Source organism: Enterobacter cloacae complex sp. IR5459 (assembly GCF_049238005.1).
GTDB lineage: Bacteria > Pseudomonadota > Gammaproteobacteria > Enterobacterales > Enterobacteriaceae > Enterobacter > Enterobacter hormaechei_C.
In genome coordinates this window covers 66,035-81,759 of the sequence record NZ_JBMKIG010000010.1, presented here as the reverse complement: position 1 = coordinate 81,759, position 15,725 = coordinate 66,035, and the positions used below count along the sequence as shown (strand labels likewise).

Genomic DNA, 15,725 nt, shown 5'->3' with positions numbered 1-15,725 from the left:
GATCGAGTAGGCCGGGTAAGGCGGAGCCGCCACCCGGCTTTTTTTCAATTACGACGCCAGCGACAATTCACGCTTTCCCGCATGTTGCGCCAGCCACTGCGCCACGCGAGACTGCTGCTCGGCATTCAGCCACATCCCTTCTTTAGTACGACGCCAGATGGCATCGTCCAGACGGCGCACCCACTCGTGTTCCACCAGGTAGCGCAGCTCGGCTTCGTATAGCTCATGGCCAAAATGCTCGCCCAGATCGGCAATCTCTTTCGCGTCGCCGAGGAACAGTTCGGTGTTGCTGCCGTAGGTGCGGGCGTAGTGGCGCGCCATGCCTTCGGTAATGAACGGGAAGCGGCGACGCAGCTTCGCGGCGTAATCGTCGCGGTTATCGCCGATATCGCCGCCAGGCAGCACGGCGCCTTTCGTCCACGCCGGGCCGATGCCTTTGTAATACGGCGCCAGTTTCTCCAGCGCATGCTCCGCCAGTTTACGGTAGGTGGTGAGCTTACCGCCAAACACGGAGAGCAGCGGCGCCTGACCGTCAACGTCGTGAATATCAAGCGTATAGTCACGGGTGATGGCCTGCGGTGAGTCAGACTCGTCATCACACAGCGGACGCACGCCGGAGTAGGTCCAGACCACGTCATCGCGCGCCAGCTGTTTCTTAAAATGCGCGTTGTACACTTTCAACAGGTAGCTGACTTCACTCTCGTCGATCTCAACGTTTTTCGGATCGCCTTTGTACTCCACGTCGGTGGTGCCGATGATGGAGAACTCGTCCATCCACGGGATCACAAACACAATGCGCTTGTCTTCATTTTGCAGGATATAAGCCTGTTTCTGGGTATGCACGCGCGGCACCACAATGTGGCTGCCCTTGATCAGGCGGATGCCGTATGGAGAAGGCAGGTGCATACCGTCATCGAAGAACTGTTTCACCCACGGGCCGGTGGCATTCACCAGGCCGCGCGCTTTCCAGCTAAACTTCTCGCCGGTATCCACGTCTTCCGCTTCCACAATCCACAGGCCGTTTTCGCGGCGTGCGGCGGTGGCGCGGGTGCGGGTTTTCACCTCGCCGCCTTTCTTCTCGACCATCTGCGCGTTAGCCAGTACCAGACGCGCATCGTCCACCCAGCAGTCGGAATATTCGAAACCGCGCACGATTTCAGGCTTAAGGACCGATTCTGAGCCAAAACGCAAACCGGTTGAACCCGGCAGGCTGGTGCGTTTACCCAGATGATCGTACATAAACAGACCGATGCGGATCATCCACGCCGGACGCAGATGCGGGCGATGGGGCAGGCGGAAGCGCATCGGGATCGCCAGATGCGGGGCCATTTTCAGCAGCACTTCGCGTTCGGCCAGCGCTTCGCTGACCAGGCGGAATTCGTAGTGTTCCAGGTAGCGCAGGCCACCGTGGATCAGCTTGGAGCTGGCGGACGACGTCGCGCAGGCGAGATCGTTAGCTTCCAGCATCAGCACGGATAAACCGCGTCCTGCGGCATCAACCGCAATACCGGCACCGTTGATGCCACCGCCTATCACAATCAGATCTTTGGTTTCCATAACACCCTCATGCACTTTCGTTAAAGCTCAAAAATGTTCGATATCGCTCATAATAGCAAAGGAACGCGCTTTTGGTAACATCAAAAAAACAATTTAGAGTGATATGGATAACATAATGGCGTTTACCCGCCGCCAGGACGTACACTACGGGGTAAAATCGTGCGGTCTGATGCCCTCTCCCCTCACCCTAACCCTCTCCCCAGAGGGGCGAGGGGATGGTTTGCTCCCTCTCCCTTTTAGGGAGAGGGCAGGGGTGAGGGTCAGCAAGCCGCATAAAATCTGAATAATCGAAAGAGAGCACCATGGATCAGTTTGAATGTATTAACGTAGAAGAAGCCCACCAGAAGATGCACCAGGGAAAAGCGGTGCTGGTGGATATCCGCGATCCGCAGAGCTTTGCGATGGGCCACACGCCGGGCGCGTTCCATCTCACCAACGACACGCTGGGCGCGTTTATGCGCGATAACGACTTCGATACCCCGGTGATGGTGATGTGCTATCACGGCAACAGCAGTAAAGGCGCGGCGCAGTATCTGCTCCAGCAGGGTTACGAGGCGGTATACAGCGTCGATGGCGGCTTCGATGCCTGGCATCGTCATTTCCCGGCAGAAGTTGAATACGCGTTTGAGCGCTGATCCCGCTATACTGTCCCCTTTTGTGTGGAAATAAGCGACCGCTGCCCATGTTGATGATCACCTCTTTTAGCAACCCGCGCGTCGCCCAGGCGTTTGTCGACTATATGGCGACGCAGGGCATTATCCTGACTATTCAGCAGCATACACAGACGGATGTCTGGCTGGCAGACGAAAGCCAGGCTGGGCGCGTGAACGCCGAGCTGGCGCGTTTCCTGGAAAACCCGGGCGACCCGCGTTATCTGGCGGCAAGCTGGCAATCCGGCCAGACCGGCAGTGGCCTGCACTATCAACGTTTTCCGTTTCTCGCCACCCTCCGCGAGCGCGCAGGACCGTTTACGCTGCTTTTAATGGTAGCCTGCATCATCGTCTTCATTATTATGAGCGTGGTGGGTGACCAGAGCGTGATGATTGCCCTCGCATGGCCGTACGATCCCTCCCTGCAATTTGACGTCTGGCGCTACTTCACGCATGCGCTGATGCACTTCTCGGTGATGCATATCCTCTTTAACCTGCTGTGGTGGTGGTATCTCGGCGGGGCGGTGGAGAAGCGGCTCGGCAGCGGCAAGCTGATTGTGATCGCCCTTATCAGCGCCCTGTTAAGCGGCTACGTGCAGCATAAATTCAGCGGTCCATGGTTTGGCGGGTTATCCGGCGTGGTGTACGCCCTGATGGGTTACGCCTGGCTCAGAGGCGAGCGCGACCCGGATAGCGGCATCTATTTACAACGTGGATTAATAACCTTTGCGTTAATATGGCTTATTGCCGGATGGTTTGATCTGTTTGGTATGTCTATCGCCAATGGTGCGCACGTTACCGGCCTGGCGGTCGGGCTGGCGATGGCGCTGGCCGATACGCTCCATGCGCGAAAGCGAACATAATTCCCAGGGATATTTCATGAAACAAACACAACGTCATGACGCCATTATCGAACTGGTAAAAAAACAGGGATACGTCAGTACTGAAGAGCTGGTGGAGCAGTTTGCCGTTAGCCCGCAAACCATCCGTCGTGACCTCAACGACCTGGCCGATCAGAACCGTATTCTGCGTCACCACGGCGGTGCCGCGCTGCCGTCCAGCTCGGTGAACACCTCATGGCATGACCGTAAGGCGACGCAAACGGCAGAGAAAGAGCGTATCGCCCGTAAAGTGGCGAGCCAGATCCCGAACGGCGCGACGCTGTTTATTGATATCGGCACCACGCCGGAAGCGGTCGCCCATGCGCTGCTGAACCACGAGAACCTCCGCGTGGTGACCAACAACCTGAACGTGGCCAACACGTTGATGCAGAAAGACGATTTCCGCATCATCCTCGCGGGCGGCGAACTGCGCAGCCGCGACGGGGGCATTATCGGCGAAGCGACGCTCGATTTTATCTCTCAGTTTCGCCTCGATTTCGGCATTCTGGGGATCAGCGGCATCGACACCGACGGCTCGCTGCTGGAGTTTGATTACCACGAGGTGCGCACCAAGCGCGCGATCATTGAGAACTCACGCCACGTAATGCTGGTGGTGGATCACTCCAAGTTTGGTCGTAACGCGATGGTGAACATGGGCAGCATCAGCATGGTGGATGCGGTTTATACTGATGTGATGCCACCGGCGGGCGTGATGCAGGTGATTAAAGATAATAATTTGCAGTTAGAGTTATGTTGAGAAGCCATTCTCCCTCTCCCTGTGGGAGAGGGCCGGGGTGAGGGCATCAGACCGCAAAGGATTTACACTCCGTACCCCATCATCTTCAACAGCTGCTGCGCATGCTGCACCGCATCCTGACGGTGCGCCACGCCCAGCTTCTGATACAGATTGCGAATGTGCGTTTTGATGGTGGTCGCCGCCACCGCCAGCTCGCCGGCAATCTGCTCGTTGCTGTAGCCGGAATAGATCAGCCCCAGCACCTGCCATTCACGCTGGGTGAGCGGGCTGGTACGGATAAGCTCCGGCACTTCCGGATGGTTCAGCAGACGTTCAACAAAGTTCTCATCGAAGTGCGCAAACTTATGGCGATGATGCTGGTTAATCTCGCGCAGAATGCGCTGGGCGCGATGCTGATCGAGTTCCGGCAGCGTGTTGAGCTGAATCAGCTGGCGCAGCTGCTGGGCCATCACTTCACCCTCAATCACAAAGTGGCTGATAAACCCGGTGCGGTTCGCCAGCTGCAACGCTTCCAGCAGTACGCGCTGGGCATCGTTTTTACGTCCTGCCTGCCAGTAAAGCTGGTTTAACAGCAGCAGGTTGCGGTTTAAATCGCTCATCAGGCGCAGGCTGCGGGCGTTTTCGTTTAACTCTTCCAGCACGATCTCGGCAGGCTCAAAGTCACCCAGCAGGATCTGCACGCGGGCAATATTGCGCCACTGGCTTTGCAGGAAGTGGTTATTGGCAAATTCCGGTTTAGGCGTGTGACGCAGCCAGTTGGCGGCGGACTTTTTATCGCCGGTCATCTGCCAGTAAATCACCCTGACCTTATCGGCGTTGGAGACCCAGTCGCTATGGTACTGTCCGTTGCCGAGCAGATTTTCCAGGCGGTTAAGGTGGTTACGGGCATTATCCAGGTCGCCGCGTGCCAGCGAGCACTGCACCAGCAGAGCCAGACACTGGAGCTGCTGCTGCGGCTGGAAGCTCGAAAGGACATTCAGACCCTGGCGGGCGCAGCTTTCTGCTTCATCCAGACGCGACCATGCCCACAGCAGCTGAGCGCGAATACGCAACAGGAACTCGTGCATCGGCAGCTGTTCCAGATGTTGTTCACGGATCAGCTGGAACGCTTTCTCCTGGTTTTCCCAGGCTGCTTGCAGAAACCCCTGAGCAAATAAAATCTCGCTTTGCTGGATCAGGCTCCACAGGGCGTAATGCCAGACATCGTGGCGGCGCGCCATCTGTTCGGTTTGCTGCATGAGTGAAAGCGAACGCGTGAGATCGCCCTTACAGTGCAGCACTTCGCCGTGTACCGAGGTGGCCACAATACGGCTGTAAAAATTCGCCAGCGGCAGCTCATCCAGCGCGACCATCGCCAGCCGTTCAGCTTCATCCGGGTCCCCGTCGTTAATCGCCACCTGTGCGCGCAGGGCGTTAAATTCGCCGTGCAGGGTGGTATCCATCTCGCTTTCCATCTCCTGCTCGGCGCGCGCCAGCAGGGTGTTCACTTCGCTGTAGCGATGCTGGCTCTGCATCAGCCAGGCCTGGAGCAGCACCAGACGCGGATTCTCCAGCAGGCTTTCCCACGGCAGCGCTTTTAACGACTCTTCCAGCAGCGTCAGTTCGCTGTGGTTGAACAGTCCCCACGCGTGGTTGAGCAGAATATCGCGCAGCATACCGGCATCCCCGGCGGCCAGCGCATGGTGGATAGCCTCGCTCGGGAAACCTTGCGCCATCCAGCTTTCGGCGGCGGCGCGGTGAATGTCAGGCAGCTCTGCGGCCAGTTCCCACTGGCAACGCTGGCGCAGGAAGCTGCCAAACAGCGGATGGTAGCTAAACCATTCGCCGGGATCGTCCATGCGCGTCAGGAACAGACCCTGACGTTCAATCTCTTCGAGCTGAAGCTGCCCGTTTTCAATGCCGGTGACGCGTACAATCAGCGCATCGTTCATGGAACGCAGCAGGGAGCTTTTCAGCAGGAAATGGCGGGTGGAGAGGTCAACGCTGTCGAGTACCTCATCCACCAGATAATCCGACAGGTGGCTGGCGTTGATGCCCGCCAGGCGGCGTGCGGACTGATGCGTCGGGCTGTTGTTTTGCCGCGCGGAGAGGGCAATCAGCTGAAGTGCCGTGGCCCAGCCGGCAACGTCATCGCACAGGCGGCTGCTTTCAGACGCCTCAATCGGAGACGTCAGACGGCAGTCAAAGAACTGCTTCGCTTCCTGATGGGTAAAGGCCAGCTGCTGACTGCCGATTTCCAGAAGCTGATCGCGCACCCGCAGGTTGGCAATGCCCAACTGCGGAAGGTTACGCGACAGGACAACCAGCGTCAGGTTTTCCGGCTGATGGCGCAGGAAGAAACGCATGGACTCGTGAATAACCGGGTTGGTGATCAGATGATAATCATCAATCACCACATACAGCGGGCGATGCCATTCGGCCAGCTCGATAAACAGCTGGGAGAAAAGAGAGGACAGGCTGGCGTACTGGCGCTTTTGCACCATCACCTCGCTGGTGACGCAGTGTCCGTTGGTCGCCTGCTGAATCGCGGCAATTAAATAGCTGGCAAAACGCTCCTGCTGGTTATCACCTTCATCCAGGGAGTACCAGCCAAGATCGCTTTTACCTGCCGCCCATTGCGAAATGAGCGTTGTTTTTCCATAACCCGCAGGACTCGTAACCAGCGCCAGTCGGAAATTATGCGCACCGGAAAGTTTAGCCAGCAGGCGCTCGCGGACCACAGTATGGTCAAGACGAACCGGGCGACTTAATTTGGACGGAATCAACATAGTTTTCACTTCACTGTGGGGAACGAGAGAATTTATTTTTTTTGCGCTTCGTAATTAATATCTATAAGTTCGGCCAATAGAGGAACTATTGCAAGTTATGTCTGGGTTTGGAGGCTCTGAATTTGCACTCTGTCACAAAACATTCTCATCACTGATGGAACTTTCCGTAAATGGCTGGATGCCGCGCTGCTTCTGGCCTGTCTGCATGACGCTCGGTTGCGCTGAAACTGGTTTCAGAAAGAGATAATGACGGTGAAGTTAATTAACTTTGGGGAAAGTTGCATGGGCTTAATAGTGGTGCTGAATAATCCCGACGCGCGGAAATATTATTCTACGTAAGTAATCATTTCAGCGATGATTAATTTCTTCCGAAACTGCATTTCATTTCTTTGACGTTCTTCCGGGATCGCTTTTTCCGCGAAGCGCACACTTACACAGTGGCCTCGATCACACTTTTATGCTCATCCCCGCTACTCCTCCCTGCCTAATCCCCGACAGGAGGAGGAAGAGGCGCAATGAGCCAGGCACACTAGCGCCAAATGTGTTTTCTCTCTACAGGATGCCGATTCCCTATGTCACAGCCTACTTTCAACAAAGCTCAATTTCAGGCTGCCCTGACGCGTCAGTGGCAGCGTTTTGGCCTTCATGCTGCAAACGAGATGACGCCTCACCAGTGGTGGCAGGCGGTGAGCGGGGCGCTCGCAGAACAGCTGGACGCTCAGCCTGTGGCGAAGCCTGTGAAAGGCCAGCGTCACGTCAACTACATTTCGATGGAGTTCCTGATTGGCCGTCTGACGGGTAACAATCTGCTGAACCTTGGCTGGTATCAGGAGGTCGGTGACGTGCTGAAAGAACACGACATCAACCTGACCGATCTGCTGGAAGAAGAGGTTGACCCGGCGCTGGGTAACGGCGGTCTGGGACGTCTGGCAGCCTGCTTCCTGGATTCCATGGCAACGGTGGGCCAGTCGGCGATTGGCTATGGCCTGAACTATCAGTACGGCCTGTTCCGTCAGTCATTTGCCGACGGCCATCAGATGGAAGCGCCGGACGACTGGCACCGCAATACCTATCCGTGGTTCCGCCACAACGCGCAGCTGGATGTGCAGGTCGGGATTGGCGGGAAAGTCACGAAGCAGGGACTCTGGGAACCGGCGTTCACCATTACCGGTGAAGCCTGGGACCTGCCGGTACTCGGCTACCGTAACGGCGTGGCGCAGCCGCTGCGTCTGTGGCAGGCGAAGCACGCGCATCCGTTTAACCTGACCAAATTCAGCGACGGTGACTTCCTGCGCGCCGAGCAGCAGGGGATCGACGCCGAGAAGCTGACCAAAGTCCTCTATCCGAACGATAATCATCTGGCGGGTAAAAAGCTGCGTCTGATGCAGCAGTACTTCCAGTGCGCCTGCTCCGTGGCGGACATTCTGCGTCGACACCACCTGGCGGGCCGCAAGCTGGCTCAACTGCCGGACTTCGAAGTTATTCAGCTTAACGACACGCATCCGACCATTGCCATCCCGGAACTGCTGCGCGTGCTGATCGACGAGCATCAGCTGAGCTGGGACGACGCCTGGGCCATCACCAGCCGCACCTTCGCCTACACCAACCACACCCTGATGCCGGAAGCGCTGGAGTGCTGGGATGAGAAGCTGGTGAAAACGCTGCTGCCGCGCCATATGCAGATCATCAATAAGATTAACGACCAGTTCAAAACGCTGGTGGAGAAAACCTGGCCGGGTGACAAAGCCGTCTGGGCGAAGCTGGCCGTGGTACACGACAAACAGGTGCGCATGGCGAACATGTGCGTGGTCAGCGGCTTTGCGGTGAACGGCGTGGCGGCGCTGCACTCGGATCTGGTGGTCAAAGATCTCTTCCCGGAATACCACCAGCTGTGGCCGACCAAATTCCATAACGTGACCAACGGCATCACGCCGCGTCGCTGGATCAAGCAGTGCAACCCGCTGCTGGCCGGCCTGCTGGACAAAACCCTGAAGAAAGAGTGGGCCAACGATCTGGACCAGCTCATCAACCTGGAAAAATACGCTGACGACGCGAAATTCCGCGAACAGTACCGCGCGATTAAGCTGGAGAACAAAGTTCGCCTGGCGGCGTTCGTGAAAGCGCGCACCGGGATTGAGATCAACCCAAATGCGATTTTCGATATCCAGATCAAACGTCTGCACGAGTACAAACGTCAGCACCTGAACCTGCTGCACATTCTGGCGCTGTATAAAGAGATCCGCGAGAATCCACAGGCCGACCGCGTTCCGCGCGTGTTCCTGTTCGGTGCGAAAGCGGCGCCGGGCTACTACCTGGCGAAAAACATTATCCTCGCCATTAATAAAGTGGCGGCGGCGATCAACAACGATCCGAAAGTGGGCGATAAGCTGAAGGTGGTGTTCCTGCCGGACTACTGCGTTTCTGCGGCTGAAATGCTGATCCCGGCGGCGGATATTTCCGAGCAGATCTCTACCGCCGGTAAAGAAGCGTCCGGTACCGGCAACATGAAGCTGGCCCTGAACGGTGCGCTGACCGTCGGCACGCTGGACGGTGCGAACGTCGAAATTGCCGAGAAGGTCGGCGAAGAGAACATCTTTATCTTCGGCCATACTGTTGAAGAAGTGAAAGCCATCAAAGCCAAAGGGTACGACCCGGTGAAATGGCGTAAAAAAGACAAAGTGCTGGATGCGGTGCTCAAAGAGCTGGAAAGCGGGAAGTACAGCGACGGCGACAAGCACGCGTTTGACCAGATGCTGCACAGCATGGACAAACAGGGCGGCGACCCGTACCTGGTGATGGCTGACTTCTCGGCTTATGTTGAAGCGCAGAAGCAGGTCGACGTGCTGTATCGCGACCAGGATGCCTGGACCCGCGCGTGTATCCTGAACACCGCGCGCTGCGGTATGTTCAGCTCTGACCGCTCAATCCGTGATTATCAGGCTCGTATCTGGCAGGCAAAACGCTAAGGAAGCGCGATGGAGAGTAAACGTCTGGACAGTGCCGCGCAGGCGGCGGGAATTAGCCTCAGTTACATCAATGCGCACGGCAAACCGCAGTCTATTGGTGCGGACACCAAAAGACGTTTGCTGGATGCCATGCACAAAACCGACGCGAAAGCGTCGGGTGCGCCGGTGCCGAACGTGAAGGTCTTTACCGCGGGCAAAAAGATGCCGCTGGCGGTGGAAGGGCGTGGCGAGTTCAGCTGGCTGCTCACCACCGAAGAGGGGCATCAGCACAAAGGCCATGCCACAGGCGGCAAAACCCTTAACCTTCCGGCGAAGCTGCCGGAGGGCTACCACACGCTTACGCTTACCCGGGACGACCAGCGTTTTCACTGTCGGGTGATCGTGGCGCCAAAGCGTTGCTATGAGCCGCAGGCGCTGCTTGAAGGCAAAAAGCTGTGGGGCGCCTGCGTGCAGCTCTATACCCTGCGTTCGGACAGCAACTGGGGCATTGGCGATTTTGGCGACCTGAAAAAGATGCTGGCATCCGTGGGCGAGCGCGGCGGCGCGTTCATCGGCCTCAACCCGATCCACGCCCTCTATCCGGCCAACCCGGAAAGCGCCAGCCCGTACAGCCCGTCTTCCCGCCGCTGGCTGAACGTGATCTACATCGACGTTAACGCGTTAGACGATTTCAAAAACAGCAAAGAGGCGCAGGCGTGGTGGAAGCTTGAGACCACCCAACAGATGCTGAAACAGGCCCGCGATGCGGACTGGGTCGATTATGCCTCCGTGACCGCGCTGAAAATGGCGGCGCTGCGTCTGGCATGGAAGGGCTTTGCGAAGCGTGACGACGAGCAGATGGCAGCCTTCCGCCAGTTTGTGATGCAGGAAGGCGAGAGCCTTTACTGGCAGGCAGCGTTTGATGCGCTGCATGCGTATCAGGTCCAGGAGGATGAGATGCGCTGGGGCTGGCCGGTGTGGCCGGAAGCGTATCAGTCCGTGGATACCCCGGAAGTGAAGGCGTTCTGTGAGACGCATGCCGACGAGGTGGATTTCTATCTCTGGTTGCAGTGGCTGGCGTACAGCCAGTTTGCCGCCTGCTGGCAGGTGAGCCAGGGCTATAACATGCCGATCGGGCTGTATCGCGATCTGGCCGTCGGCGTGGCGGAAGGCGGGGCGGAAACCTGGTGTGACCGCGAGCTTTACTGCCTGAATGCTTCGGTGGGTGCGCCGCCGGATATTCTGGGCCCGCTTGGTCAGAACTGGGGCTTACCGCCAATGGATCCGCACGTGATGGCGGCGCGTGCCTACGAGCCGTTTATCGACCTGCTGCGCGCTAACATGCAGAACTGCGGCGCGTTGCGTATCGACCACGTGATGTCCGTGCTGCGCCTGTGGTGGATCCCGTACGGTGAAACGGCTGACCACGGGGCGTACGTGCAATATCCGGTGGACGATTTGCTCTCAATCCTCGCGCTGGAGAGTAAACGTCATCAGTGCATGGTGATTGGCGAAGATCTCGGAACCGTGCCGGTGGAAATTGTCAGTAAGCTCCGCGACAGCGGCGTCTACTCCTACAAAGTGCTGTATTTTGAAAACGACCATGAGAAAACCTTCCGCGCGCCGAAAGCGTACCCTGAACAGTCAATGGCAGTCGCGACGACGCATGATCTTCCTACGCTCAGAGGCTACTGGGAAAGCGGCGACCTGACGCTCGGCAAAACGTTAGGTCTCTACCCGGATGAAGAGGTTCTGCGCGGGCTATATCAGGATCGCGAGCTGGCGAAGCAGGGGCTGCTGGACGCGCTGCATAAACATGGCTGTCTGCCGAAGCGCGCCGGGCATAAGGCGTCGCTGATGTCGATGACGCCAACGCTTAATCGTGGCTTACAGCGCTATATTGCCGACAGCAACAGCGCATTGCTCGGTCTGCAACCGGAAGACTGGATTGATATGGCGGAGCCGGTAAACATCCCCGGCACCAGCTATCAATACAAAAACTGGCGACGCAAACTGTCCACAACGCTTGAAGCGATGTTCGCCGATGACGGGGTGAACAGGTTGATTAAGGATTTGGACAAGCGCAGAAGAGCGGTGGGTAATAAGCGGTAGTTTCACCCTCACCCTAACCCTCTCCCAGAGGGAGAGGGAATAGAATGTAGGCCGGGTAAGCGTCAGCGCTACCCGGCTTTTTACATCAAACCACCATATTCAACAGCAGCACTCCGACCAGACCGCACACCGAAATAATGGTTTCCAGCGCGGACCAGGACTTGATGGTTTCACCGATGGTCAGGTTGAAGTACTCCTTGAACAGCCAGAAGCCCGGATCGTTCACGTGGGAGAAAATCACGCTGCCCGAACCGACCGCGATAACCATCAGTTCAGGGCTGACGCCCGTCGTGGCAATCAGCGGTGCCACGATGCCGCCTGCGGTAATCGCCGCAACGGTCGCAGAGCCCAGCGCAATACGCAGAACGGCGGCGATAGACCACGCCATCAGCAGCGGCGATACGTTGGTTTCATGCATCATGGCAGCGATGTATTTATCCACGCCGCTGTCGACCAGCACCTGCTTGAACGCGCCGCCACCGCCGATGATCAGCAGCATCATGGCAATGATTTTGATGGAAGAGGTCAGCGTGTCGTTGATCTGATCCATGGAGCGACCGCGGTTAAGACCGAAGGTAAACATCGCAATCAATACCGCAATCAGCGTTGCCATTACCGGGTCGCCCAGGAACTCCGCAACGGACAGGAACGCGTGACCTTTCGGCAGAACCATCTCTGCTATGGCACGCATCGCCATCAGGATCACCGGTACCAGTGAGGTCCAGACGCTGACGCCAAAGCCTGGCATCTCTTCTTCAGTAAAGGTTTTGGCGCTGTACAGCCCTTCCGGGATAGGCTTATCGATGCCTTTCAGGAAGCGCGCATACACCGGGCCTGCCAGAATCACCGTCGGGATCGCCAGAATCGTACCGAACAGCAGGGTTTTACCCATATCGGCGTGGAAGATGGTGGCGATAGCCGTTGGACCCGGGTGCGGCGGCAGGAAACCGTGGGTGACGGACAGCGCCGCAGCCATCGGCACGCCCACGAACAGCAGTGGGATGTTGGCGGCAGCGGCGATGGTGAACACCAGCGGCAGCATCAGAACGAAGCCCACTTCATAGAACAGTGCGAAACCGACGGTAAAACCGGTTAACACCACCGCCCACTGGATGTGCTGCTTGCCAAATTTATCGATAAGGGTAGTGGCAATACGCTGCGCGCCACCGCAGTCCGCGAGCATTTTACCGAGCATGGCGCCGAAGCCCATGATCAGCGCCAGGCTGCCGAGCGTACCGCCGACACCGGCTTTAATGGAGCTGATAACTTTAACCAGCGGCATTCCCTGCATCAGACCGACTGCAAGTGCCACCAGAACCAGAGCGATAAATCCGTTCATTTTGAAGCGGATCATCAAGAGCAGTAATAACACAACACCGATAGCGACGATGACTAATGGCATGATTGACCTGGCCTTTGAATTGTTATGGGTAACGTCATTGTTTCAACGACAAATTCCGGTTGTCCCAACTGGGAACAGAGTGTTAACGGCACTCATACTGATGCCTGCGAAAACGTTAAGTTTAGTCGGCTGTTATAAGGGTGTTGAGTGCCCACGAGAATGATACGGGTAACATGATGTGATTGAGAATCACCCAGGGAGGCAAAATTTGAATTATGAGACGCAGGTCAACATATAGAGGGGGAGGCAAGAAAATGTAGGCCCGGTAAGCGCAGCGCCACCGGGCAATACAGACGGGCACTGAATCAGTAGTAGGAGTGCTCGCCGCGCTGGTGCTCAGTCAGATCGCGCACGCCTTTCAGTTCCGGGAATTCGTTCAACAGCTGCTTCTCGATCCCTTCTTTCAGGGTGACATCGACCATGGAGCAGCCGTTACAGCCGCCGCCGAATTGCAGGATTGCCAGACCATCTTCGGTGATTTCCATCAGGGAAACACGTCCCCCGTGGCCGGCCAGCTGCGGGTTGATCTGCGATTGCAGCAGATATTCCACACGCTCCATCAGCGGGGCATCGTCAGAGACTTTACGCATTTTCGCGTTCGGCGCCTTCAGCGTCAGCTGAGAACCCAGCTGGTCGGTGACGAAATCAATCTCCGCATCTTCAAGATACGGCGCGCTCAGCTCATCAACGTACGCGGTGAGCTGTTCAAATTTAAGGGCAGTGTCAGTTGCTTCCACGGCATCCGGAGGACAATAAGAGACACCACATTCTGCATTCGGAGTGCCTGGATTGATCACAAACACGCGGATCTGCGTCCCTTCTTCCTGATTTGCCAGCAGTTTGGCAAAGTGCGCTTGTGCAGAATCGGAAATACGGATCATAGCTTTGGCCTAATAGTTGACTAAATTACCTGGGTATAATCATACGCCCATTGAAGAAGGGCTACAAGGTACGGCACAGACACCATACCTGAACTGACGCGGCGCCGCTTTGCAAAAGCAGTCGGGAAAGTTCAGCCACGGTACTGCCCGTGGTGACGACATCATCCACAATCGCGATATGGAGGCCGTTGACCGGCAATTCAAGGCGAAAGGCGTTTTTCAGGTTCCTTTTGCGCGACCGGGCGTTGAGCCGGTGCTGAACGGCAGTGGCATGAGTACGTTTCAGCGCAGAGGCGGGGTACCGGCAACCCAGCCGGTGGGCGAGCGGACGACACAGCAGGTCGCTTTGATTGTATCCCCGCCGCCAGTGGCGGCGCTGAAACAGTGGCACGTTCACAAGCGTGTCGACCGGCGGCAGTCCTCGCGTTCTTCGCGCCTGCAATACCGCCAGTAATAACAGGCGTGCCAGCGGCTGCGCCAGCGCGATCTGGCTGGAAAATTTGAACTGATGAACCAGACGACTCAGCGGCAATACATAATCATCCACCGCCACCAGCGCGCTCCACGGCGGCGCTTTTTTCAGGCATCGGCCGCAGGGAAGCGTCTGGCTGACGGCAGGCAAGCCGCATTGCGGACAGCCCTTCAGGTAACCCAGCGCTCGCGTGCAAACGGAACAGACGCCCCACGCGCTCATCGCAAGTGGCATTCGGCATAGCCAGCACAAGCCGGGCACTGTTAGCATACGCAACCTCCATGTGAAAAAAGAGAACGTTAACTGATGAAGACGCTGTGGTGGCAGACCGTTGGGACGGGAAATTGTCATCTTGTGCTGCTGCACGGATGGGGACTGAACGCCGAAGTGTGGCGTTGCATAAGTGAGGAACTGGCCTCGCAATTCACGGTACACCTGGTGGATCTACCGGGCTATGGCCGTAGCCACGGCTATGGCGCGATGACGCTTGACGACATGGCGGAGCAGGTTCTGGAAGCGGCGCCGCAAAAAGCCGTCTGGCTCGGCTGGAGCCTGGGCGGGCTGGTGGTAAGCCAGATTGCGCTGCGCCATCCTGAGCGGGTCCAGGCGCTGATCACCGTTGCCTCATCACCCTGTTTCAGCGCCCGCGAGGCGTGGCCGGGCATTAAACCCGAGGTGCTGGCCGGGTTCCAGCATCAGCTGAGCGAAGACTTCCAGCGGACGGTGGAGCGTTTTCTGGCGCTACAAACCATGGGAACAGAAACCGCCCGTCAGGACGCACGGACGCTGAAGCAGACGGTGCTTTCTCTGCCGATGCCGGAGGTTGAGGTGCTGAACGGTGGACTGGAGATCCTGAAAACGGCCGATCTGCGCGAGCCGCTGGCGTCGTTAACGGTGCCGCATCTGCGTATTTATGGCTATCTGGATGGACTGGTTCCGCGCAAGGTGGTTCCGCTGCTGGATGCGCTGTGGCCGGAGAGTAAATCAATGGTGGTTGCCAAAGCGGCACATGCGCCGTTCATCTCTCATCCTGCTGAGTTTTGTTCGGCGCTGTCCGGTTTTATCAGCGAAGCGTCCACCACTCCCTGAGACAGGCTTTACCTTCAGGACAACTCTTACAACTGCCGGACAGACAACCGTCCGGCTCTTCCTGAATGCGCACGGCTTTCCCCATCGCCTCCAGCCTTTCCAGCATGGCATCGATCATCGGCTGCGGCGTATGCAGGCTGAGGCTGAGCTGCTTCGCCTCCATTCGTCCCTGTAACGCCAGTAAGTCACGAACCTGAATCAACGATGCCAT

General features: G+C 57.3%; 12 protein-coding genes. 6 read left to right on the top strand and 6 right to left on the bottom strand.

The features are described from left to right. Positions 1–48 precede the first annotated feature (48 nt). Entirely contained in the window at positions 49–1,557 is a 1,509-nt protein-coding gene (gene glpD, locus ACOTX4_RS19415) for a glycerol-3-phosphate dehydrogenase (protein WP_023314965.1), read from the bottom strand. 302 nt (positions 1,558–1,859) lie between these two features. Between glpD and glpE the strand changes: the two genes are divergently transcribed. The 3 genes from glpE to ACOTX4_RS19400 are packed head-to-tail and all read left to right on the top strand — an operon-like array spanning position 1,860 to position 3,845. After that, a complete protein-coding gene (glpE, locus tag ACOTX4_RS19410) occupies positions 1,860–2,192 on the top strand; it encodes a thiosulfate sulfurtransferase GlpE (protein ID WP_003861590.1) in 333 nt (110 codons plus the stop codon). A 47-nt stretch (positions 2,193–2,239) separates the two neighbouring features. Beyond that, the gene (gene glpG, locus ACOTX4_RS19405) at positions 2,240–3,070 is read left to right on the top strand and encodes a rhomboid family intramembrane serine protease GlpG (protein WP_045330044.1); all 831 of its coding nucleotides are present in this window, start codon (positions 2,240–2,242) and stop codon (positions 3,068–3,070) included. Between the two features lie 16 nt (positions 3,071–3,086). Further along, a complete protein-coding gene (locus ACOTX4_RS19400; protein WP_003861593.1) occupies positions 3,087–3,845 on the top strand; it encodes a DeoR/GlpR family transcriptional regulator in 759 nt (252 codons plus the stop codon). A gap of 62 nt (positions 3,846–3,907) precedes the next feature. On the opposite strand, the gene malT is transcribed toward ACOTX4_RS19400, so the two are convergent. Beyond that, on the bottom strand, positions 3,908–6,613 hold the full coding sequence (malT, locus tag ACOTX4_RS19395; RefSeq protein WP_045142189.1) for an HTH-type transcriptional regulator MalT: 2,706 nt from the start codon (positions 6,611–6,613) through the stop codon (positions 3,908–3,910). Positions 6,614–7,185: 572 nt separating this feature from the next. Between malT and malP the strand changes: the two genes are divergently transcribed. Together malP and malQ are read left to right on the top strand one after the other, a co-directional pair. Then, positions 7,186–9,579, top strand: a complete 2,394-nt coding sequence (gene malP / locus ACOTX4_RS19390) for a maltodextrin phosphorylase (protein ID WP_346399785.1) — start codon at positions 7,186–7,188, stop codon at positions 9,577–9,579. Between the two features lie 9 nt (positions 9,580–9,588). After that, a complete protein-coding gene (gene malQ, locus ACOTX4_RS19385) occupies positions 9,589–11,670 on the top strand; it encodes a 4-alpha-glucanotransferase (RefSeq protein ID WP_032660629.1) in 2,082 nt (693 codons plus the stop codon). Positions 11,671–11,755: 85 nt separating this feature from the next. On the opposite strand, the gene gntT is transcribed toward malQ, so the two are convergent. From gntT to gntX, 3 genes are all read right to left on the bottom strand, one after another. Beyond that, positions 11,756–13,072, bottom strand: coding sequence for a gluconate transporter (gene gntT / locus ACOTX4_RS19380; RefSeq protein ID WP_003861600.1), 1,317 nt, complete (start codon positions 13,070–13,072; stop codon positions 11,756–11,758). Positions 13,073–13,377: 305 nt separating this feature from the next. Next, complete coding sequence (nfuA, locus tag ACOTX4_RS19375; protein WP_003861601.1) at positions 13,378–13,953, bottom strand: Fe-S biogenesis protein NfuA; 576 nt, start codon at positions 13,951–13,953, stop codon at positions 13,378–13,380. Between the two features lie 61 nt (positions 13,954–14,014). Next, positions 14,015–14,695, bottom strand: a complete 681-nt coding sequence (gene gntX, locus ACOTX4_RS19370; protein ID WP_421635414.1) for a DNA utilization protein GntX — start codon at positions 14,693–14,695, stop codon at positions 14,015–14,017. A 36-nt stretch (positions 14,696–14,731) separates the two neighbouring features. On the opposite strand from gntX, the gene bioH reads away from it, so the two are divergent. Beyond that, positions 14,732–15,514 (top strand): pimeloyl-ACP methyl ester esterase BioH, encoded by a 783-nt coding sequence (gene bioH, locus ACOTX4_RS19365; RefSeq protein WP_003861604.1) that lies wholly within the window; start codon positions 14,732–14,734, stop codon positions 15,512–15,514. Here bioH and feoC read toward each other — a convergent pair. Continuing rightward, a complete protein-coding gene (gene feoC, locus ACOTX4_RS19360; protein WP_017384148.1) occupies positions 15,489–15,725 on the bottom strand; it encodes a [Fe-S]-dependent transcriptional repressor FeoC in 237 nt (78 codons plus the stop codon). The genes bioH and feoC overlap by 26 nt on opposite strands.

Coding starts and splice junctions, on each gene's coding strand:
- bioH (WP_003861604.1), top strand. CDS start 14,732: ATGAAGACGCTGTGGTGGCAGACCGTTGGGACGGGAAATTGTCATCTT.
- gntX (WP_421635414.1), bottom strand. CDS start 14,695: ATGCTAACAGTGCCCGGCTTGTGCTGGCTATGCCGAATGCCACTTGCG.
- glpE (WP_003861590.1), top strand. CDS start 1,860: ATGGATCAGTTTGAATGTATTAACGTAGAAGAAGCCCACCAGAAGATG.
- glpG (WP_045330044.1), top strand. CDS start 2,240: ATGTTGATGATCACCTCTTTTAGCAACCCGCGCGTCGCCCAGGCGTTT.
- feoC (WP_017384148.1), bottom strand. CDS start 15,725: ATGGCATCGTTGATTCAGGTTCGTGACTTACTGGCGTTACAGGGACGA.
- malQ (WP_032660629.1), top strand. CDS start 9,589: ATGGAGAGTAAACGTCTGGACAGTGCCGCGCAGGCGGCGGGAATTAGC.
- glpD (WP_023314965.1), bottom strand. CDS start 1,557: ATGGAAACCAAAGATCTGATTGTGATAGGCGGTGGCATCAACGGTGCC.
- malT (WP_045142189.1), bottom strand. CDS start 6,613: ATGTTGATTCCGTCCAAATTAAGTCGCCCGGTTCGTCTTGACCATACT.
- gntT (WP_003861600.1), bottom strand. CDS start 13,072: ATGCCATTAGTCATCGTCGCTATCGGTGTTGTGTTATTACTGCTCTTG.
- malP (WP_346399785.1), top strand. CDS start 7,186: ATGTCACAGCCTACTTTCAACAAAGCTCAATTTCAGGCTGCCCTGACG.
- ACOTX4_RS19400 (WP_003861593.1), top strand. CDS start 3,087: ATGAAACAAACACAACGTCATGACGCCATTATCGAACTGGTAAAAAAA.
- nfuA (WP_003861601.1), bottom strand. CDS start 13,953: ATGATCCGTATTTCCGATTCTGCACAAGCGCACTTTGCCAAACTGCTG.